This window comes from Salipiger sp. CCB-MM3, assembly GCF_001687105.1.
GTDB lineage: Bacteria > Pseudomonadota > Alphaproteobacteria > Rhodobacterales > Rhodobacteraceae > Salipiger.
In genome coordinates this window covers 1168027-1186195 of record NZ_CP014595.1, presented here as the reverse complement: position 1 = coordinate 1186195, position 18169 = coordinate 1168027, and the positions used below count along the sequence as shown (strand labels likewise).

The window sequence follows — 18169 nt, the reverse complement described above, 5'->3', positions numbered from 1 at the left end:
CCCGCTTGCCACGTGTTTTTTCTGCAACCCACCTAAGTGCAATGGAACGGCGGAGGAAACAGCCCCCGCCCATACCTATGAAGCCTTGGGGTTCGCGAGCGATTCCAATGCCTTGATGGGCTGCTTTTTGCCCTTGCGTCATCGCGGGGCCAAAGGATGCTGCGCCCCTGTGTGACGTCCCTAACCCGCTGAATCCGGCGGTTCGGAGGTGCGGATCTTCGCTCGTGCAATTTTCTCGGAAACCAAATGCCGGGACGCGACGTTATTACACCAAAGAGAAACGGAAGGCTGGCGCCGCCGGCCGAACCCAACGGGGGCCTCTCATGGCATTGGACACCAGCTTTAACGACCAGACTCTCTCGCGTCGCGCTATGAAAGCGGAACTGCTTGATGCCGAGACGGAATTGCGGCTCGCATATGCTTGGCGAGACCAGCGCGACGAGCAGGCCCTGCACCGGTTGATCAACGCCTACATGCGGCTCGCGATCTCGATGGCGGCGAAGTTCAAGCGCTACGGCGCGCCGATGAACGATCTGGTTCAGGAAGCGGGCCTTGGCCTGATGAAAGCCGCCGATAAATTCGACCCCGACCGCGGCGTCCGTTTCTCGACTTACGCGGTCTGGTGGATCAAGGCCTCGATCCAAGACTATGTGATGCGCAACTGGTCGATGGTGCGCACCGGCTCGACCTCTTCTCAGAAATCGCTGTTCTTCAACATGCGCCGCGTTCAGGCTCGGCTCGAGCGCGAGGCGACGGCCCGCGGCGAAGCGGTGGATCGTGTGAAGCTGCGCGAGATGATCGCCACCGAGATCGGCGTGCCGCTGCATGACGTCGAGATGATGGAAGGCCGCCTGTCGGGGTCTGACTATTCGCTCAACGCCACGCAGAGCACCGATGAAGATGGCCGCGAGTGGATCGACACGCTGGAAGACGAGGGCGAGCAAAGCTCGATGCTCGTCGAAGGCAAGCTCGACAATGCACAACTGCGCGAATGGCTTGTGTCTGCGCTCACGTCGCTGAATGATCGCGAACGGTTCATCGTGCGCGAGCGCAAGCTGCGTGACGAGAGCCGGACGCTGGAAAGCCTTGGTCAGGAACTGGGATTGTCGAAAGAGCGGGTGCGCCAGCTTGAGGCTGCGGCCTTCGCCAAGATGCGCAAGTCGCTTGAAGGGCAATCGCAAGAGGTGCAACACTTCCTCGCATGATGCGAGCCCTTGCCCTCCCGGCCTTACTGGCCTTCACATTGCCTGCGCCGCTCTTGGGGCAGGAGACGCCCACCAAGGGCGACCTGTCCGCCCTCACCGGGGCGGACGTCGTGTTTCTGGGCGAAATTCACGACAACCCGGCCCACCATGCGCGTCAGGCTGAACTGGTTGCAGAGATCCAGCCGGTGGCGCTGGTGTTTGAGATGCTGACCGCCGAACAGGCCGCGCAGGTGACGCCCGATCTCATGCGCGACGAAGCGGCGCTGCAATCGGCTCTGGCGTGGAACGACAGCGGCTGGCCGGATTTTTCCATGTATTACCCGATCTTTGCGGCGGCGCCCGAGGCGAAAATCTTCGGCGCGGAACTGCCGCGCGAGGAAGCGCGCGCGGTGCGGGATCGCGATCTGGCCGAGGTGTTCGGGCCGAGTGCGGGCTTTTATGGGCTCGATGAGCCGCTTGAGCGGGACGAGCAGGCGGCACGGCAGCAGATGCAGATGGCCGCCCATTGCGACGCCCTGCCGATCGAGATGCTGCCGATGATGGTCGACATCCAGCGCCTGCGTGATGCGCGGCTGGCCGAGACCGCGCTCAGTGCCTATGCCGACCTTGGCGGCCCGGTGGTGGTGATCACCGGCAATGGTCATGCGCGCCGCGACTGGGGTGCCCCGGCGCTGGTGGAGCGCGCGGCGGGCGAGGTCACGGTGGCCGCGCTGGGACAAGGCGAGACCTCCGGCGATGCCGAGGGGATGGATGCGCCCGATGGCAGCTTCGATCTGGTCGAGGACGCGGCCCCGGCAGAGCGCGACGATCCCTGCGAAGACTTCCAGATGCCACAGAGCAACTGAGCCGCGTTGTGATGAGGTGGCGCGGGCGGATTGAGTTTTCCCGGCGCGGCCTCTAACACTTGGGGCCGAAAGCGGGGCAGGCGGCCCCGATGGGCGAGGGGCGCGGCAGCATGCTTTCCGGCAAGCGGATACTTCTGATCATCGGCGGCGGTATCGCGGCCTATAAGTCGCTGGAACTGATCCGGCGCCTGCGCGAGCGCGGCGCCTCGGTGACCCCGGTGATGACGCGGGCGGCGGAAGAGTTCGTCACGCCGCTCTCGGTCTCGGCGCTGGCGGGGGAGGAGGTCCACCGCGATCTCTTCGATCTCACCAAGGAAGCCGAGATGGGGCATATCCAGCTCAGCCGCGTTGCCGATCTGGTGGTGGTCTCTCCGGCGACGGCGGACCTTATGGCGAAGATGGCGCAGGGCATGGCCGGCGATCTGGCCTCGACGCTGCTGCTTGCCACCGACACGCCGGTGCTGATCGCACCCGCGATGAATGTGCGCATGTGGCAGCACCCCGCCACGCAGCGCAATCTTGGGCTGCTGCAGGGCGACGGCGTGCGCGTGGTCGGCCCCAATGATGGCGACATGGCCTGCGGCGAGTTCGGGCCGGGGCGGCTGGCCGAGCCGATGGAAATCCTCGCGGCGATCGACGCGGCGCTGTCGGATGGCCCGCTCAAGGGGCGCCGGGTGCTGGTTACCTCCGGCCCCACCCATGAGCCGATCGACCCGGTGCGCTACATCGCCAACCGCTCCTCGGGCGCGCAGGGGACGGCGATTGCCGAGGCGCTGCGTGATCTCGGGGCCGAGGTGGTCTTTGTCACCGGTCCCGCTGATGCGCCGCGCCCCGCTGGCGTCGAAGTGATCGAAGTGGAGACCGCGCGCGAGATGCGGGCAGCGGTGCTGGCCGCGCTCCCCGCCGATGCCGCGATCTTTGCCGCCGCCGTGGCCGACTGGCGCATGGCGACGGAGACCAACTCGAAGATCAAGAAACAGGCGGGGAAACTGCCCGCGCTGGAGTTCGCCGAGAACCCCGACATCCTCGCCGAGGTCGCGCAGATGACCGAGGATCGGCCCGGGCTGGTGGTGGGCTTCGCCGCCGAGACCGACGATGTGGTCGAGAATGCCACCGCCAAACGCGCCCGCAAGGGCTGTGACTGGATCGTCGCGAATGACGTCTCTCCGGCGACCGGCATCATGGGCGGCAGCGAAAACGCCGTGGTGCTGATTTCCGAAACTGGCGCCGAGGACTGGCCGCGCATGGGCAAGCGGGCGGTGGCGGCGCGGCTGGCGGAGCGAATTGCCGGGGCGCTGGCGGGCTGAGCTAAAGACTGGCCTGAGCGCGGGCCGGAGGCGGCAGATTTGCGTATTTTGGGAACAATGAAGGTGCTGGCCCGGGAGCGGGCAGCGCCGCGACAAGGAAAGGATGAGCCGTGGTTTCTGTGGCGATGATGTGGGACGAGGGCGCGGACCGGGAACTGGGGCTGCCGCACTATGCCAGCTCTGGGGCGGCGGGCGCGGACCTGCGGGCGAATTTCCCCGACCGGGGCGAGGTCGTGCTGGCGCCGGGCGCGCGCGCGCTCATTCCAACGGGGCTGTGCATGGCGATCCCCGAGGGCTTTGAGGTGCAGATCCGCCCGCGCTCGGGTCTGGCGCTGAAGCATGGCATCACCCTGCCGAACACGCCAGGCACCATCGACAGCGACTATCGCGGCCCGCTTGGGGTGATCGTGATGAACGCCGGGCAGGAGAGCTTTACCGTGGCCCATGGCGAGCGCATCGCGCAGATGATCGTGGCCCCGGTGGTGCAGAGCGCTTTTGAGCTGGTCGAAAGCCTGCCGGAGACGGTGCGCGGCGAGGGCGGCTTTGGCTCGACAGGCACGCGCTGATGCTGCTGGTGCTGGGCATCGGCGCGGCGATCTGGGGGCTGGGGCATCTGCTCGGGGCTTCCAAAACGGCGCGGCTCTACATGCTGGGGCTGCTCTATGTGATCGTGTTGATGATCCAGGTGGCCCTGCCCGAGGGCCACGGTCTGCGGCAGCTGACCGGCGGCAGCCCGGCGCTCTGGCTGATCCTTGGCGGTTTCGTGGCGCTGGGACTGGCCTATGCGCTGGTGCTGCGCCGGGTGAAGGCGCGGGCGCAGGCGGGCGAGGCGGCGCGGGCCGCTGAGGTGCCCGCCAAGCCCGGTCGCATGTCCGACACCGAGCTTGAGCGCTACGCCCGTCATATCGTGCTGCGCGAACTGGGCGGGCCGGGGCAGAAGAAACTGCGCGGGGCCAAGGTGCTGGTGGTCGGCGCAGGCGGGCTCGGGGCGCCGGCGCTGCAGTATCTCGCGGCGGCGGGTGTCGGGACGATCGGGGTGATCGACGATGATCTCGTCGAGAACGCCAACCTGCAACGGCAGGTGATCCACACCGACGCGCGCATCGGCATGCCCAAGGTGTTTTCGGCGCAGGCGGCGATGGAGGCGCAGAACCCGCATGTGACGGTGAAACCCTATCACCGCCGCATGGATCCCGGCATCGCCGAGGATCTCATTGCCGACTACGATCTGATCCTCGATGGCACCGACGACACGGACACGCGCTATTTGGTGAACCGCGTGGCGGCGGCGCAGGGCAAGCCGCTGGTCTCGGGCGCGCTCAGCCAATGGGAGGGGCAGATCTCGGTCTTCGACCCGGCCCATGGCGCGCCCTGTTATCAATGCGTCTTTCCGGTGGCCGCGGCGCCGGGGCTGGCGCCCTCCTGCGCGCAGGCCGGGGTGCTGGGGCCGCTGCCGGGCGTCATCGGCGCGATGATGGCGGTAGAGACGGTGAAGCTGCTGGCCGGGGCCGGACAGCCCCTGCGCGGCGAGATGCTGATCTATGACGCGCTCTGGGGCGAGACCCGCAAGATCGCCGTCAAGCCGCGCAGCGATTGCCCGGTCTGCGGCGGCGGCAGCTGACCCCACGGCGGGCGCGGCGCGCCGGTCTTGCCAAGGGAAGGGCGCGCGCCATACTGGCGCCACACCAAATTCCCGAGAGGTTTCCCGATGCTTAAGACCCATGCCGTCCCTGCGTTTGCCTCGGCGCTTGCCGCCGCGCTGCTTGCCGCCACGCCGCTTCTGGCGCAGGACCTGCCCGATCTTCAGGGCCGCGAGGTGGTGGTGGTCACCGAGAACGCCTATCCGCCGCTGCAGTTCGTCGACCCCAAAAGTGGCGAGGCGATCGGTTGGGAATATGACGCCATGGCCGAGATCGCCACGCGGCTGAATATGAACGTCGCGTATGAGAACATTTCGTGGGATGCGATGATCCCGGCGGTGAGCGAGGGGCAGTTCGACATCGGCATGACCGGCATCACCATCCGCGAGGATCGCGCCGAAATGGTGGATTTCTCCGAAGCCTACATGCGCTCGGAAATGGTCATGCTGGTGCGCGGCGATGAGGATCGTTTCGACGATGCCGCCTCTTTTGCCGCCGATGAAGACCTGCTGATGGGCGCGCAGCCGGGCACCACGCCCTTCTACGTCGGCGTCTATGATGTGCTTGATGGCGATGAGCAGACCCCGCGCATCACCCTTTTCGAAACCTTCGGCGCCAGCGTGCAGGCGCTGCGCGTGGGTGATATCGATCTGGTGCTGACCGATGGCACCGCGGGTGACGGCTATGTGGCCTCCTCGGAGGGCGCGCTGAAGATCGTCGGCGAGAAGCTCGGGACCGAGGATTTCGGCTTCATCTTCCCCAAGGGCTCGGACCTCGTGGCGCCGGTGAATTCGGCCATCGAGGCGATGCGCGCCGATGGCACGCTGGAGGCGCTGAACAAGAAATGGTTCCTCGACTATAAGATGGGCGAATGAGCCCGGCCCGCGCTGCATGAAACCGCAGGCGAAGAAAGACTTTCCCTGGTGGCTGCTGGTCACCGGGGTACTGGGGGTGCTGGCCTATGGCGCGGTGCTGACCAGCGAGGTGCAGGCGCAGGTGCTGCAGACGCTGCTGAAGGGCGTGCAAATCACCCTGTTCGTCACGTTGGTGGGCTTTGCGCTGGCCTCGCTCATCGGCATGGGCGTGGCGCTGATGTCGCTCTCGGGCAGTCTTGTGCTGCGTCAGATCGCGCGGTTCTACACGGAAATCCTGCGCGGAATCCCGATCCTCGTGCTGCTGCTCTATGTCGCCTTCGTGCTGGCGCCGGGGCTGGTTGCGGGCTGGAACTGGCTGGCCGGGCAGCTCGGGATCGAGCCAATCCGGGTGCGGGATTTCTCGCTGCTCTGGCGGGCGATCCTCGCGCTGACCATCGGCTATTCGGCCTTCATCGCCGAGGTGTTCCGCGCCGGGCTGCTGTCGGTGGATGAAGGGCAGATCGAGGCCGCCGAGGCGCTCGGGCTGAGCCGCTTTCAGGTGTTCCGGCTGATCGTGCTGCCGCAGGCGATCCGCACCATCCTGCCGCCGCTGGGCAATGATTTTGTCGCCATGGTCAAGGACAGCTCGCTGGTTTCGGTGCTGGGGGTTCTGGATGTGACGCAACTGGGCAAAGTCACCGCGGCGGGCAACTTTCGCTACTTTGAGACCTACAATGTGGTGGCGCTGATCTATTTGACGCTGACCATTTCCCTGTCGCTGCTGCTGCGGCACCTCGAGGCGCGGCTGCGCGAGCGGCCCTGAGGGCGCCGCCGGTGGCAGGTGCCGGAGCCTCCGGCGGGGATATTTTGATCTAGACGAAGGCGCCAGCGCGGTGCCCGGCTTTCATCTTTCCGAAAATACTCCCGCCGGAGGCATCCGCCAGCCCCATTGAAGGCGGCGGGCGAAGGTCATAGCTTCGCTGCAAAAGGAGTCTGCATATGACCAACCCGTTGCTTGCCGAATGGGACACGCCCTTCGGCCTCGCCCCCTTCGACCGTATCTCCGACGCGGATTTCGCCCCGGCCTTTGACGAGGCGCTCGCGGCGCATCTCTCCGAGATCGAGGCGATCGCCGACACTCCCGAGGCACCCAGCTTTGCCAATACCATCGAGGCGATGGAGGGCGCGGGCGAGGCGCTCGACAAGGTGCTGTCGGTGTTCTTCTCGGTGGCGGGCGCGGACAGCAACGCGGCGCGGCAGGCGCTGCAGCGGGAGTTCTCGCCCAAGCTGGCGGCGCATAGCTCGGCGATCTACTCGAATGCGGCACTCTTTGGCCGGGTGCGGGACCTCTGGGCGCAGCGCGATACGCTGGGGCTCACGGACGAAGAAGCGCGGGTGCTGATGCTCACCCACCGCGGGTTCGTGCGCGCAGGGGCCGCGCTCACCGGGCCCGAGGCGGAGCGGATGAAAGAGGTGAAGTCGCGGCTTGCGGTGCTCGGCACCGAGTTCACCCAGAACCTGCTGAAGGACGAGGCTGATTGGGTGATGCCGCTCACCGAAGCTGATCTCGAGGGGCTGCCCGAATTTGTCGTCGATGGCGCGCGGTCGGCGGGCGAGGCTGGCGGGCATAACGGGCCGGTGATCACCCTGTCGCGCTCGCTCATCGTGCCGTTCCTGCAGTTCTCGCCCCGGCGCGACCTGCGCGAAACAGCGTGGCGAGCATGGACCTCGCGCGGCGAGAACGGCGGGGCGACCGACAACCGGGGCATCGCCGCCGAGGTGCTGAAACTGCGCGAAGAGCGCGCGGCGCTGTTGGGCTATCCCGATTTCGCCTCCTACAAGCTCGAGACCGAGATGGCGGGTAGCCCCGAGCGGGTGCGCGAGCTTCTGATGCAGGTCTGGCAGCCCGCCCGCGCCGCGGCGATGGCCGATCAGGCGCAGATGGAAGAGATGCTGCGCGAGGATGGGGTCAACGATGATTTCCGGGCGTGGGACTGGCGCTACTATGCCGAGAAGCGGCGCCGCGCGCTGCATGATCTCGATGAGGCGGAACTGAAGCCCTACCTGCAGCTGGAGCGGATGATCGAGGCGGCCTTCACCTGCGCCAACCGCTTGTTCGGGCTGGAGTTCCGAGCGCTGGATCAGCCGCTTTACCACCCCGATTGCCGGGCGTGGGAGGTGACGCGGAACGGCGAGCATCTGGCGGTGTTCATCGGGGATTACTTCGCCCGCGCTTCGAAACGGTCGGGCGCATGGTGTTCGGCGATGCAAAGCCAGGCCAAGCGCCCGGTCACGAAGGCACCCATCGTGATCAACGTCTGCAACTTCGCCAAGCCGTCCAAGGGCAAGCCGGCGCTGCTGTCTTATGACGACGCGCGCACGCTGTTCCACGAGTTCGGCCACGCGCTGCACCAGATGCTGTCGGATGTGGAGTTCGGCTCGGTCTCGGGCACCTCGGTGGCGCGCGACTTCGTGGAACTGCCGAGCCAGCTTTACGAGCACTGGCTGGAGGTGCCGGAGGTGCTGGCCGAGTTTGCCACCCATGCCGAGACCGGAGAGGCGATGCCCAAGGCGCTGCTCGACAAGGTGCTGGCGGCGGCGACCTTCGACATGGGCTTCCAGACGGTGGAATATGTCGCCTCGGCGCTGGTCGATCTGGAGTTCCATTCGGGCAAGGCCGCCGATGATCCGATGGCGAAACAGGCGCAGGTGCTGGAAAGCATCGGCATGCCCTCGGCGATCACCATGCGCCATGCCACGCCGCATTTCGCCCATGTCTTCGCGGGGGACGGCTATTCCTCGGGCTATTACAGCTACATGTGGTCCGAGGTGATGGACGCCGACGCCTTTGCCGCTTTCGAGGAAGCGGGCGGTGCCTTCGATCCCAAGACCGCCGCGAAGCTCGAAGAGTTCATCCTGTCGAAGGGCGGCTCGGTCGAGGCCGAAGAGCTTTACACCGCGTTCCGCGGTCGCATGCCCGGGGTCGAAGCGCTGCTCAAAGGGCGCGGGCTGGCGGCCTAGAACGCCTCGCGGGTGAGGCTGAACCCCTCATCCGCCAGCAGGTTCAGAACCCCTTCGGTGCCGCCCAGATGCGCGGCGCCGAAGGCGGCCACCACGGGCTCCTCGCTCTGCTCTGCAGCCTCCAGCAGCACCGGGATCCACGCGTGGTTGCGGGCGACCAGCAGCTGCGCCTCGGTTTCATCCATCATCTTGTCGACCTCGGCGGGGGCCTCGGGCAGGGCCCGGCGGGCGATCAGCCGAGAGATCACCAGCGTGTCGGCATGGGCCTCTTCGAAATAGGCGGCGAACATGGTGGCGAACTGGTCTTCGGCGGTTTTCGTGTCGAGGATGCCGGTGCGCAGCATTTCGAGCTGTTCCTCGATCGGCTCGGCGTTGAACAGGCGGAACACCGTGTCATAGCTTTCGAGCGCGCGGGTCGGCACGCCCGCACCCTCGGCCAGATCCTCGAGCCGCTTGTCGAGCCCGGTCTTGCCCTGCAGCTGCGCCATGGCACAGGGCGGCGTGGCGAGCATCATCGACAGGTACCAAGGCTGGAACTTTGCGGCGAGGATCGCCGGGATGCCGCGGTCGCGCGCCGCCTCGGCCAGCGCCTGCCACGTCTCTTCGGGCAGAAGGTCGGGCAGGCTGCTGTCCTTGAGCGTCAGCATCCCCGGATCCGCCGCCAGCGCCTGCTGCAGCTGGGTTTCATCGGCGCGGGTCATCTCCAGCAGCAGCGTGCTGGCGCTCTCGACCAGCGGCACGAGGCGCTCCACCGGCCCGTCGAGGCGCTGATCGCCAAGATGCATGGTGCCGATCAGATGGATCACCTCATCGCCGCGGGTGGCGCGCCAATGGTTTCCCGCCGGGAAAGGGATCTCGGCCAGCATCCGGCTGCGCTCGGCCTGTTCGGCCTCGGTGAGCGTGCCGCGCAGATCGCTGCCTTCGCAGGCGGCATGGAGCGCGGCGGGCGCGAGCATCAGGAGCAGGGCAATGAGCGGACGGAACATGCGGGGGCTACCTCACGGGGAACGCGGAACCGGGGCAGGCTAGGGCAGCGGCTTGCCAGCGGCAAGCGGCGGGGCGATGGTGGCGGCCATGTTGCGGGAAAGTGAACTCTATGCGCCGGTAAAGGCGCTTTTGGTCCGGCAGGGCTATGAGGTGAAGGGCGAGGTGGGCGCGGCCGACCTCGTGGCGGTGCGCGGTGACGAAGCGCCGGTGATCGTCGAGCTGAAGCTGAAGATCACGCTGGCGCTGTTTCATCAGGCGCTGGCGCGGCTGCGGCTGTCCGATCTGGTCTATATCGCGGTGCCAAAACCCGGCGGGCGCACGGCGCGGCGGGCGCTGAAGGACAATCTGGCCATGTGCCGGCGGCTCGGGCTGGGGTTCATCACCGTCAAGGACGGGCGCGCCGAAGTGCATTGCGATCCGGGCCCCTATGCACCGCGCAAGAGCAAGGCAGGGCAGGCCAAGCTGCTGCGCGAGTTTCGGCGGATCACCGGCGATCCCAACGACGGCGGCGCCACGCGGCATGGCATCGTCACCGGCTACCGGCAGGACGCGCTGCGCTGTGCGGCGTTCCTGATCGAGGCCGGCGAGAGCCGGGGCAGGGATGTGGTGGCGGCGACCGGGGTCAAAGTGGCGACGCGGCTGATGGCCGACAATCACTATGGCTGGTTTACCCGCGTGCGGGTGGGGGTCTACGATCTGACCGATGCGGGACGCGAGGGGCTGGTGCATTGGGCGGGCAGTTGGGAGGAAGAGGCGGCGGAGTGACGCCGCCCCTCGGGCCGTCTGCTTAGGCCTCGCTTGGCGTGGCTTGCAATTCTGCCTGTGCGGCGGCGGCGGCGCGTTTCGCGCGCTTGGCCAGCACGCGCTCTCGGTAGAGCGTGTAGAGCCCCGAGGCGATGATGATCCCGCAGCCGACGAAGGTCCACAAATCGGGCAGATCGGCGAAGACGAGGAAGCCGTAGAGGGTGCTCCAGATGATCATCGTGTATTGCACCGGCGCCATCACCACGGCCTGACCGACGTCGAGCCCTCGGATGATCAGGAACTCGCCAAGGCCCGCCGTCGTGGCGATGATCAGGCACATGGCCCAGACCCCAAGGCTGGGCGGGGTCTGCCAGATGAAGACCAGAGGCACCGAGCACAGCAGGAACGAGGTGAGCGAGGTGTAGCTGACCGTCGTGGCAATACTGTCCGCACCGCTGAGGTAGCGCGACAGAAGCTGCCGGGCTGCAAAGAAAAGCGCCGCGATGAAGGCAAAGCCGATGGCCGGGTGAAAGACGCCCATGCCCGGACGGATCACCACCAGCACCCCAATGAAGCCCGTGATCACCGCGGCCCAGCGGCGCGGCCCCACCGGCTCTTTGAGCAAGAGTGCGCCGAAGACGGTGACGATGAACGGCGCGGTGAAGGTCACCGCGGTGGCATCGGCCAGTCCGACAAACCGCAGCGACATGATGAAACAGGCGGCCGAGCTCAGAGCGATCACCCCCCGCAGCATCTGCAGCACCGGGTGCGGCGTGCGCAGGATATGGCTGCCGCGCATCATCAGCAGGACCATCACCCCGATGAACAGGCCCGACTGCCGGAACCAGATCACCTGCATCAGCGGCAGATGTTCGGTCAGCAATTTGGCCAGCATGTCGGTGATGCCGAAGCCGAAAAAGCCGAGCGCCATGAACAGGAAGCCACGGGTATTGTCGTGCGGCGGCTGCTGCAGCGGGGAGGGCGCCGAGATCGGCGCGTAGGGAATGGCCATGTGGGTCTCGATTCTGTGATCTCAGTCAGGTCACCACATTCGGCGGAGATATGCCATGGCCTGCGTGGCTTGCCTTGCGAGAGCGCCGGGCCGTGCACATGTCTCGGGCGCGGGTCGATGCGCTCTGCCGGGTGTCATGAAATTTTCTCGGACGGGAGTGTTGACTCAAAACGTGGGCCTGCCTAGCTATGCCTCGTTAGCACTCCACAAGGGTGAGTGCTAATGGCTCTCGGGTCAGACGCCGTCTGGCTATCAGCGGGGGCCTACAGGGACAACCTTTGAGCTATGGAGACTCGAAGATGGCATTCAAACCGCTTCACGACCGCGTGCTGGTTCGCCGCGTTGAGAGCGACGAAAAGACCAAGGGCGGTCTGATCATCCCCGACAGCGCAAAAGAGAAGCCCGCTGAGGGCGTAATCGTTGCCTGCGGCGAAGGCGCCCGCAAGGATTCCGGCGAGCTCATCGCGATGGCCGTGAAATCCGGCGACCGCGTGCTGTTCGGCAAATGGTCCGGCACCGAAGTGTCGATCGACGGCGAAGAGCTGCTGATCATGAAGGAATCGGACATCCTCGGCATCACCGAGGCGGCCTGATCCGCTGATCGCTCCGGGCCTGCGGGCCCGATACGCCTGACCTCAATACAGATTTAGGAGAACTCGCAGATGTCTGCAAAGGACGTGAAGTTCGATACCGACGCCCGCTCGCGCATGCTGAAAGGCGTGAACATCCTCGCCGACGCGGTGAAGGTGACCCTCGGCCCGAAAGGCCGCAACGTTGTGCTCGACAAGTCGTTTGGCGCACCGCGCATCACCAAAGACGGTGTGTCCGTGGCCAAGGAAATCGAACTGGAAGACAAGTTCGAGAACATGGGCGCGCAGATGGTGAAGGAAGTCGCTTCCCGCACCAACGACGAAGCCGGTGACGGCACCACCACCGCGACCGTTCTGGCTCAGGCCATCGTGAAAGAGGGCGTCAAAGCCGTCTCCGCGGGCATGAACCCGATGGACCTCAAGCGCGGCATCGACCTGGCAACCGCCAAAGTCGTCGAAGCCATCAAGGCAGCTGCACGCCCGGTCAACGACAGCAACGAAGTTGCTCAGGTCGGCACCATCTCGGCGAACGGCGAAGCCGAAATCGGCCGTCAGATCGCAGACGCGATGCAGAAGGTCGGCAACGAGGGTGTCATCACCGTCGAAGAGAACAAAGGCCTCGAGACCGAGACCACCGTTGTTGAAGGCATGCAGTTCGACCGCGGCTACCTGTCGCCGTACTTCGTGACCAACGCCGACAAGATGATCGCAGAGCTCGACGACTGCATGATCCTGCTGCACGAGAAGAAACTCTCGTCGCTGCAGCCGCTCGTCCCGCTGCTCGAGCAGGTGATCCAGTCGCAGAAGCCGCTGCTGATCATTGCTGAAGACGTCGAAGGCGAAGCGCTGGCGACCCTCGTGGTCAACAAGCTGCGCGGCGGCCTGAAGATCGCAGCCGTGAAAGCACCGGGCTTCGGCGACCGCCGCAAGGCCATGCTGCAGGACATCGCGATCCTGACCGGCGGCCAGGTGATCTCGGAAGACCTCGGCATGAAGCTCGAGTCGGTGACCATGGACATGCTTGGCACCGCCAAGACCGTGAACATCACCAAAGACGAGACCACCATCGTCGACGGCCACGGTGAGAAAGCCGAGATCGAAGCGCGCGTCGCTCAGATCCGCACCCAGATCGAGGAAACCACCTCGGACTACGACCGCGAGAAGCTGCAGGAACGCGTTGCCAAACTGGCAGGCGGTGTTGCTGTCATCCGCGTCGGCGGCATGACCGAAGTGGAAGTGAAAGAGCGCAAGGACCGTGTGGACGACGCTCTGAACGCCACCCGCGCAGCCGTGCAGGAAGGCATCGTCGTCGGCGGCGGCACCGCTCTGGTGCAGGGCGCCAAGACCCTCGAAGGTCTGGTTGGCGAGAACTCCGACCAGAACGCCGGTATCGCCATCGTGCGTAAGGCTCTGGAAGCTCCGCTGCGCCAGATCGCCGAGAACGCCGGTGTCGACGGCTCGGTCGTCGCAGGCAAAGTGCGTGAATCGGAAGACCTGAAGTTCGGCTACAACGCTCAGACCGACGAATATGGCGACATGTTCTCGTTCGGCGTGATCGACCCCGCGAAGGTCGTGCGTACCGCACTGGAAGATGCAGCTTCGGTTGCTGGCCTGCTGATCACCACCGAAGCGATGGTGGCAGACAAGCCGCAAAAAGACGCGCCGGCCGGCGGCATGCCCGACATGGGCGGCATGGGCGGCATGGGCGGCATGATGTAATCTGCCGGTCCATTAGGACGTCTGCCTTCGGGCAGCAGGCGGGGGGCTTCGGCCCCCCGTTTTGCGTTTGATGCGCCCTTGGCGAGGGGCGTCTCGGCCAAGGGCGGTGGGCATTTCGGCGCATCGCCGCCTTCGCCATTTTCCTTTCGCGGCCAGCGCGCTAGGCTCCGGAGCGAGAACCGCGCAAGGAGATCTGCGATGAAACTGCTGCAGGCCGGACCGTCCCCCTTTGTCCGTAAGGTGCTGGTGACGCTGCATGAAACCGGCCAGTACGAGGATGTCGAGATGGTGCAGGTCACCGCCTCTCCGCTGACGCCTGATCCCGCGCTGGTCTCGGCCAACCCGGTGGGCAAGATCCCCGCTCTGGTGCGTGCCGACGGGCCGACGCTTTACGACAGCCGGGTGATCTGCCGCTTTCTCGATGCCCGCGCCGAGGCCGGGCTCTATCCCGAGAGCCGCATCTGGGACACGCTGACGCTTGAGGCCACTGGCGACGGCATCATGGATGCCGCCGTGCTGATCATCTACGAGGAACGCTTCCGCCCGCGTGAGCAGGTCTCGATGGAATGGATCGAAGGCCAGTGGAGCAAGGTGAGCCGCGCGCTCGACGCGCTCAACACGCGCTGGATGAGCCATCTCGCCGGGCGCGTGGACATGGGGCATATCTCGGTCGCCTGTGCTCTGGGGTATCTCGATTTCCGCCATGACGCCCGCAAGTGGCGCGTCGGGCGCGAGGCGCTGGCCGAATGGTATGACGCGTTTTCCCAGCGTCCCGCGATGCAGGCGACCGACCCGATGGCCGCCGAGGCCTGACCGCGCCAGCCTCGCCTGACCGTGCGCCCCGTGGTTGCCAAAGGGCTTGCACGCGGGCGCGCTTGCGCTTAGCTGCCTGCACCCCCGAAATCCCAGCCAAGAGGGAGCCTCCCCATGCGGATGCGCGACACGTTCATCAAACCGATGCACCCCGAGGGACGCAAGTTCGTCGGCATCTTTGCCGCGATCACCGTGGTGCTCTTCCTGATCTGGGACCCGCTGGGCTGGATCGGCGTCGGCCTCACCGTCTGGTGCTATTACTTCTTCCGCGATCCCGAGCGCGTGGTGCCGCAGCGCCCCGGCCTGCTGGTCTCGCCCGCCGACGGTGTGGTGTCGCTGATCGAGCCCGCCGTGCCGCCGGCGGAGCTGGGCATGCCCGATGCGCCGCTGACTCGCGTGTCGGTCTTCATGTCGGTGTTCAACTGTCACGTGAACCGCACCCCGGCGACGGGCGAGATCGTCTCGGTGGCCTATCGCCCCGGCAAGTTCCTCAACGCCTCGCTCGACAAAGCTTCGGTGGACAACGAGCGCAACGCGCTGCGCATCCGCCTCGAGGACGGGCGCGAGATCGCAGTGGTGCAGATCGCAGGCCTTGTGGCGCGGCGTATCATGTGGTGGGTGAAGGACGGCGACCGGCTGAACCGTGGCGATCGGTTCGGTCTTATCCGCTTCGGCTCGCGTCTGGACGTCTATCTGCCCGAGGGGGTGGAGCCGCAGGTTGCCATCGGCCAGACCATGATCGCGGGCGAGAGCGTCATTGCCGACCTTGGGGAGCCCCTGAATGAATGATCAGAAGCCGACAGAGGATCCGAAGGTCCGCGCCGCCGAAAAGGTGACGCTGATCCAACTGCTGCCGAACGTGCTGACCGTGGTGGCCATCTGCGCCGGTCTCACCGCGATCCGCTTCGGTTTGCAGGGGTCTTACGAACTGGCGGTGCAGCTGATCCTGCTGGCGGCGGTGCTCGACGGGCTGGATGGACGTCTGGCGCGGGCGCTGAAGTCCGAAAGCGGCATGGGCGCCGAACTCGACAGCCTCGCCGATTTCCTCAACTTCGGCGTGGCGCCGGGGATGCTGCTTTATACATGGGCGCTGGAAGACAGCCGCAGCTTCGGCTGGATCGCGGTGCTGGTGTTTGCGGTCTGCGCGGTGGTGCGCCTTGCGCGGTTCAACGTGATGCGCAAGTCCGAGGACAAGGATCACGACAACGCCTATTTCACCGGCGTGCCCTCTCCGGCGGGGGCGCTTCTGGCGATGCTGCCGATGTATCTCAGCTTCGGGCTCGGTGCCGGGCCGATGTTCCCCGATCTGCTGCTGGCAGGCTGGCTGGTGCTGGCCGGGCTGGCGATGATCAGCCGCGTGCCCACGTGGTCGTTCAAGACCACGCGCATCTCGCGCCAGAACGTCAAATACGTGCTGGTCGGTGTGGCATTTGTCGGCGCTGCGGTGCTGACCTACGCATGGATCACCCTCGCGCTCTTCTGTGCGGCCTATCTCGTGGCGGTGGTGATCATGCTTCCGAAGAAACGTATGCGCGGCAGCGCGCCCGACTGAGCGGGACTGAGCAGGGAGGCCAAGATGGCCACAGACGAAGAGTGGGTCTATGACGAGGCCAGCGGCGAGTGGAAGCCCGCCTCCGAGGTGGCTGCGGCTGCGGTGGTCGAGGTGCGTGACGCTGCGGGCAACCTGCTGGCCGATGGCGATCAGGTGGTGCTGGTCAAGGACCTGAAGGTGAAGGGCGCGGGGCAGACGCTGAAGCAGGGCACGGTGATCCGTTCGATCCGGCTCACGGACAATCCCGAAGAGATCGACTGTCGCCACGACACGATCAAGGGTCTGGTCTTGCGCACCGAGTTCGTGAAGAAGCGCTAAGGCGGCTCTTCCGGCCCCGGTGCCACCCCAAAGCAAAAGCGCTCCCCGAGGGGAGCGCTTTGTCTTTTCCGCGATGGCATGGTGCCGATCAGAACTTCATCGACAGGCCGACGTTCAGCGCGTTGGTCTTGATGTCGGTCTTCAGCGTGCCGCCTTGGTCGAGATCGGCCTCGTTCCACGAGTAGGTGAACTGATACTCGCCGTAGACCGACCACGTGTCGTTGATCGGATAGCTTACGCCAGCAAGCAGGCGCGCGGCCGGGCCGGTGTACTGATACTCGAAGGTATCATCCGTGCCGCCGGTGGTGGCCACTTCGACATGCGGCACTGCAACACCAAGACCTGCACCGGCGAAGGGGGTCAGCTTGCCCCACTGCTCGGGCCAGCGGCGCATGGCGTTGACGGTCAGGATGTTGATGCCGTCGGTGAACTCCAGCGTCGAGAAGCCCGCATCGTCGCGGTCGTCCTCATTGGCATAGACCTTGGCGTGGGTGAATTCGAGCGCCCAGCCAAAGGTGTCGTTTTGCCACCAAGTGCCGCGCAGACCCCAGTAGGGGGGCATCTCGAAGGATTTGCCTTCCCAGCCGATCAGCTCGTCGAAATCGGCGCCGGTGCCGGGATACTCGCCGGTGATGCGGCTGTGCGGCGCGGTTTGCCAGCCGGTGTAGACCGAGGCTTCGAAGTCTTGCGCGAAGGCGGGTGCGGCGAGGCCGAGACCAAGCAGCGTGGTGGGCAGAATCAGGGCTTTCATGGCCTTGCCTCCATTTTGGGGAACATCTCTTAACTGGCTAATATCTTCCGCTGTGGCAGGGTTTCAACCGCGACACATCGGCACTCTGATGGATGTGACTGTTATGTTTGCTTTACGGACGATGGGCGGGCCGATAATACAGCCTATGGAAATGCTGCGTTCTTGCGCGGCCTTATCTGCGTGTCGGCCGGCCGCGAAACCGGCCTCTGAGGAATGGAGAAGACCCCGTGTCACAAGCAGAAGATCACGAAGGCACCAGAAGAGATTTCCTCTTCTATGCCACCGGCGGTGCCGGCGTAGTCGCCACTGGCGCGGCCGTCTGGCCGCTGGTCAACCAGATGAACCCGTCGGCGGACGTCCGTGCGTTGAGCACCATCCGTGTTGACGTGTCCGGGGTGGAGTCCGGCAGTCAGCTTACGGTCAAATGGCTCGGCAAGCCGGTGTTCATCCGGCGCCGGACCGAAGCGGAAATTGAGGAAGCCCGCTCGGTCACCATGGATCAGCTCGTCGACACCGAGGCGCGAAACGAGAACGTCGCCGCCGGAGCCGATGCCACCGACCAGAACCGCACCCTCGACGAGGCGGGCGAGTGGCTGGTCATGATGGGCGTTTGTACGCATCTTGGCTGTGTGCCTCTGGGCAATGCCGGTGATTATACTGCGGGCGGCGTCGGAGGCTGGTTCTGCCCCTGCCATGGTTCGCACTACGACACCGCTGGCCGCATTCGCAAGGGCCCGGCGCCGCAGAACCTTCACGTTCCCGTGGCTTCCTTCGTGGAAGAGACCACGATCCTGCTGGGCTAAGGGGAGGC

The 18169-nt window shown here is 65.7% G+C and carries 19 protein-coding genes; 16 read left to right on the top strand and 3 right to left on the bottom strand.

The window, feature by feature from the left end; translation table 11 throughout:
* Nucleotides 1-323 precede the first annotated feature (323 nt).
* The 8 genes from AYJ57_RS05775 to AYJ57_RS05740 all read left to right on the top strand — a co-directional run bounded on the left by AYJ57_RS05775 (nt 324) and on the right by AYJ57_RS05740 (nt 8872).
* Nucleotides 324-1205 (top strand): RNA polymerase factor sigma-32, encoded by an 882-nt coding sequence (locus AYJ57_RS05775; RefSeq protein ID WP_066102465.1) that lies wholly within the window; start codon nt 324-326, stop codon nt 1203-1205.
* A complete protein-coding gene (locus AYJ57_RS05770; protein WP_066102462.1) occupies nt 1202-2050 on the top strand; it encodes a ChaN family lipoprotein in 849 nt (282 codons plus the stop codon). The genes AYJ57_RS05775 and AYJ57_RS05770 overlap by 4 nt, the downstream gene beginning before the upstream one ends.
* A 110-nt stretch (nt 2051-2160) precedes the next feature.
* Nucleotides 2161-3357, top strand: coding sequence for a bifunctional phosphopantothenoylcysteine decarboxylase/phosphopantothenate--cysteine ligase CoaBC (coaBC, locus tag AYJ57_RS05765; RefSeq protein ID WP_066106730.1), 1197 nt, complete (start codon nt 2161-2163; stop codon nt 3355-3357).
* A 128-nt stretch (nt 3358-3485) separates the two neighbouring features.
* Nucleotides 3486-3923 (top strand): dUTP diphosphatase, encoded by a 438-nt coding sequence (dut, locus tag AYJ57_RS05760; RefSeq protein WP_442974736.1) that lies wholly within the window; start codon nt 3486-3488, stop codon nt 3921-3923.
* Complete coding sequence (locus tag AYJ57_RS05755; protein WP_066102457.1) at nt 3923-4978, top strand: HesA/MoeB/ThiF family protein; 1056 nt, start codon at nt 3923-3925, stop codon at nt 4976-4978. The genes dut and AYJ57_RS05755 overlap by 1 nt, the downstream gene beginning before the upstream one ends.
* Before the next feature lie 87 nt (nt 4979-5065).
* A complete protein-coding gene (locus tag AYJ57_RS05750; RefSeq protein ID WP_066102454.1) occupies nt 5066-5872 on the top strand; it encodes a transporter substrate-binding domain-containing protein in 807 nt (268 codons plus the stop codon).
* 16 nt (nt 5873-5888) lie between these two features.
* Entirely contained in the window at nt 5889-6674 is a 786-nt protein-coding gene (locus AYJ57_RS05745) for an amino acid ABC transporter permease (RefSeq protein ID WP_066102452.1), read from the top strand.
* Nucleotides 6675-6850: 176 nt separating this feature from the next.
* On the top strand, nt 6851-8872 hold the full coding sequence (locus AYJ57_RS05740; protein WP_066102450.1) for a M3 family metallopeptidase: 2022 nt from the start codon (nt 6851-6853) through the stop codon (nt 8870-8872).
* On the opposite strand, the gene AYJ57_RS05735 is transcribed toward AYJ57_RS05740, so the two are convergent.
* A complete protein-coding gene (locus AYJ57_RS05735) occupies nt 8869-9858 on the bottom strand; it encodes a TraB/GumN family protein (protein ID WP_066102447.1) in 990 nt (329 codons plus the stop codon). The two genes, AYJ57_RS05740 and AYJ57_RS05735, sit on opposite strands and share 4 nt — an antisense overlap.
* 88 nt (nt 9859-9946) lie before the next feature.
* Here AYJ57_RS05735 and AYJ57_RS05730 point away from each other — a divergent pair, with 88 nt between their 5' ends.
* The gene (locus AYJ57_RS05730; RefSeq protein WP_066106728.1) at nt 9947-10624 is read left to right on the top strand and encodes a DUF2161 domain-containing phosphodiesterase; all 678 of its coding nucleotides are present in this window, start codon (nt 9947-9949) and stop codon (nt 10622-10624) included.
* Nucleotides 10625-10646: 22 nt separating this feature from the next.
* Here the strand turns inward: AYJ57_RS05730 and AYJ57_RS05725 are convergent, their stop codons facing one another.
* A complete protein-coding gene (locus AYJ57_RS05725) occupies nt 10647-11615 on the bottom strand; it encodes a DMT family transporter (protein ID WP_083191162.1) in 969 nt (322 codons plus the stop codon).
* Between the two features lie 299 nt (nt 11616-11914).
* Here AYJ57_RS05725 and AYJ57_RS05720 point away from each other — a divergent pair, with 299 nt between their 5' ends.
* The 6 genes from AYJ57_RS05720 (at nt 11915) to AYJ57_RS05695 (ending at nt 16607) form a co-directional block, all read left to right on the top strand.
* On the top strand, nt 11915-12208 hold the full coding sequence (locus tag AYJ57_RS05720; protein ID WP_066102444.1) for a co-chaperone GroES: 294 nt from the start codon (nt 11915-11917) through the stop codon (nt 12206-12208).
* Nucleotides 12209-12277: 69 nt separating this feature from the next.
* Nucleotides 12278-13924 carry a chaperonin GroEL gene (groL, locus tag AYJ57_RS05715; RefSeq protein WP_066102441.1) on the top strand — a complete coding sequence of 549 codons (1647 nt, stop codon included), beginning with the start codon at nt 12278-12280 and terminating at the stop codon, nt 13922-13924.
* A 198-nt stretch (nt 13925-14122) separates the two neighbouring features.
* Complete coding sequence (locus tag AYJ57_RS05710; RefSeq protein ID WP_066102437.1) at nt 14123-14737, top strand: glutathione S-transferase; 615 nt, start codon at nt 14123-14125, stop codon at nt 14735-14737.
* 114 nt (nt 14738-14851) lie between these two features.
* The gene (locus AYJ57_RS05705) at nt 14852-15526 is read left to right on the top strand and encodes a phosphatidylserine decarboxylase (RefSeq protein WP_066102435.1); all 675 of its coding nucleotides are present in this window, start codon (nt 14852-14854) and stop codon (nt 15524-15526) included.
* On the top strand, nt 15519-16289 hold the full coding sequence (pssA, locus tag AYJ57_RS05700) for a CDP-diacylglycerol--serine O-phosphatidyltransferase (RefSeq protein WP_066102433.1): 771 nt from the start codon (nt 15519-15521) through the stop codon (nt 16287-16289). Before AYJ57_RS05705 ends, pssA begins: the two co-directional genes overlap by 8 nt.
* 24 nt (nt 16290-16313) lie before the next feature.
* Nucleotides 16314-16607: an alkylphosphonate utilization protein gene (locus AYJ57_RS05695; RefSeq protein WP_066102430.1), complete on the top strand. Its 294-nt coding sequence runs from the start codon at nt 16314-16316 to the stop codon at nt 16605-16607.
* A gap of 88 nt (nt 16608-16695) precedes the next feature.
* Here AYJ57_RS05695 and AYJ57_RS05690 read toward each other — a convergent pair whose 3' ends face one another.
* Entirely contained in the window at nt 16696-17358 is a 663-nt protein-coding gene (locus tag AYJ57_RS05690) for an outer membrane protein (protein WP_066102427.1), read from the bottom strand.
* Between the two features lie 227 nt (nt 17359-17585).
* Here AYJ57_RS05690 and petA point away from each other — a divergent pair, with 227 nt between their 5' ends.
* Entirely contained in the window at nt 17586-18161 is a 576-nt protein-coding gene (gene petA / locus AYJ57_RS05685) for a ubiquinol-cytochrome c reductase iron-sulfur subunit (protein ID WP_066102424.1), read from the top strand.
* The last annotated feature ends 8 nt before the right edge of the window (nt 18162-18169 follow it).

Bases quoted from the DNA above. Each gene is read 5' to 3' on its own strand.
- dut (WP_442974736.1), top strand. From the start codon at position 3,486: ATGTGGGACGAGGGCGCGGACCGGGAACTGGGGCTGCCGCACTATGCC.
- AYJ57_RS05725 (WP_083191162.1), bottom strand. From the start codon at position 11,615: ATGGCCATTCCCTACGCGCCGATCTCGGCGCCCTCCCCGCTGCAGCAG.
- AYJ57_RS05740 (WP_066102450.1), top strand. From the start codon at position 6,851: ATGACCAACCCGTTGCTTGCCGAATGGGACACGCCCTTCGGCCTCGCC.
- AYJ57_RS05770 (WP_066102462.1), top strand. From the start codon at position 1,202: ATGATGCGAGCCCTTGCCCTCCCGGCCTTACTGGCCTTCACATTGCCT.
- AYJ57_RS05745 (WP_066102452.1), top strand. From the start codon at position 5,889: ATGAAACCGCAGGCGAAGAAAGACTTTCCCTGGTGGCTGCTGGTCACC.
- AYJ57_RS05755 (WP_066102457.1), top strand. From the start codon at position 3,923: ATGCTGCTGGTGCTGGGCATCGGCGCGGCGATCTGGGGGCTGGGGCAT.
- AYJ57_RS05730 (WP_066106728.1), top strand. From the start codon at position 9,947: ATGTTGCGGGAAAGTGAACTCTATGCGCCGGTAAAGGCGCTTTTGGTC.
- AYJ57_RS05720 (WP_066102444.1), top strand. From the start codon at position 11,915: ATGGCATTCAAACCGCTTCACGACCGCGTGCTGGTTCGCCGCGTTGAG.
- AYJ57_RS05705 (WP_066102435.1), top strand. From the start codon at position 14,852: ATGCGGATGCGCGACACGTTCATCAAACCGATGCACCCCGAGGGACGC.
- AYJ57_RS05775 (WP_066102465.1), top strand. From the start codon at position 324: ATGGCATTGGACACCAGCTTTAACGACCAGACTCTCTCGCGTCGCGCT.
- AYJ57_RS05750 (WP_066102454.1), top strand. From the start codon at position 5,066: ATGCTTAAGACCCATGCCGTCCCTGCGTTTGCCTCGGCGCTTGCCGCC.
- AYJ57_RS05735 (WP_066102447.1), bottom strand. From the start codon at position 9,858: ATGTTCCGTCCGCTCATTGCCCTGCTCCTGATGCTCGCGCCCGCCGCG.
- groL (WP_066102441.1), top strand. From the start codon at position 12,278: ATGTCTGCAAAGGACGTGAAGTTCGATACCGACGCCCGCTCGCGCATG.
- coaBC (WP_066106730.1), top strand. From the start codon at position 2,161: ATGCTTTCCGGCAAGCGGATACTTCTGATCATCGGCGGCGGTATCGCG.
- pssA (WP_066102433.1), top strand. From the start codon at position 15,519: ATGAATGATCAGAAGCCGACAGAGGATCCGAAGGTCCGCGCCGCCGAA.
- AYJ57_RS05710 (WP_066102437.1), top strand. From the start codon at position 14,123: ATGAAACTGCTGCAGGCCGGACCGTCCCCCTTTGTCCGTAAGGTGCTG.
- AYJ57_RS05690 (WP_066102427.1), bottom strand. From the start codon at position 17,358: ATGAAAGCCCTGATTCTGCCCACCACGCTGCTTGGTCTCGGCCTCGCC.
- AYJ57_RS05695 (WP_066102430.1), top strand. From the start codon at position 16,314: ATGGCCACAGACGAAGAGTGGGTCTATGACGAGGCCAGCGGCGAGTGG.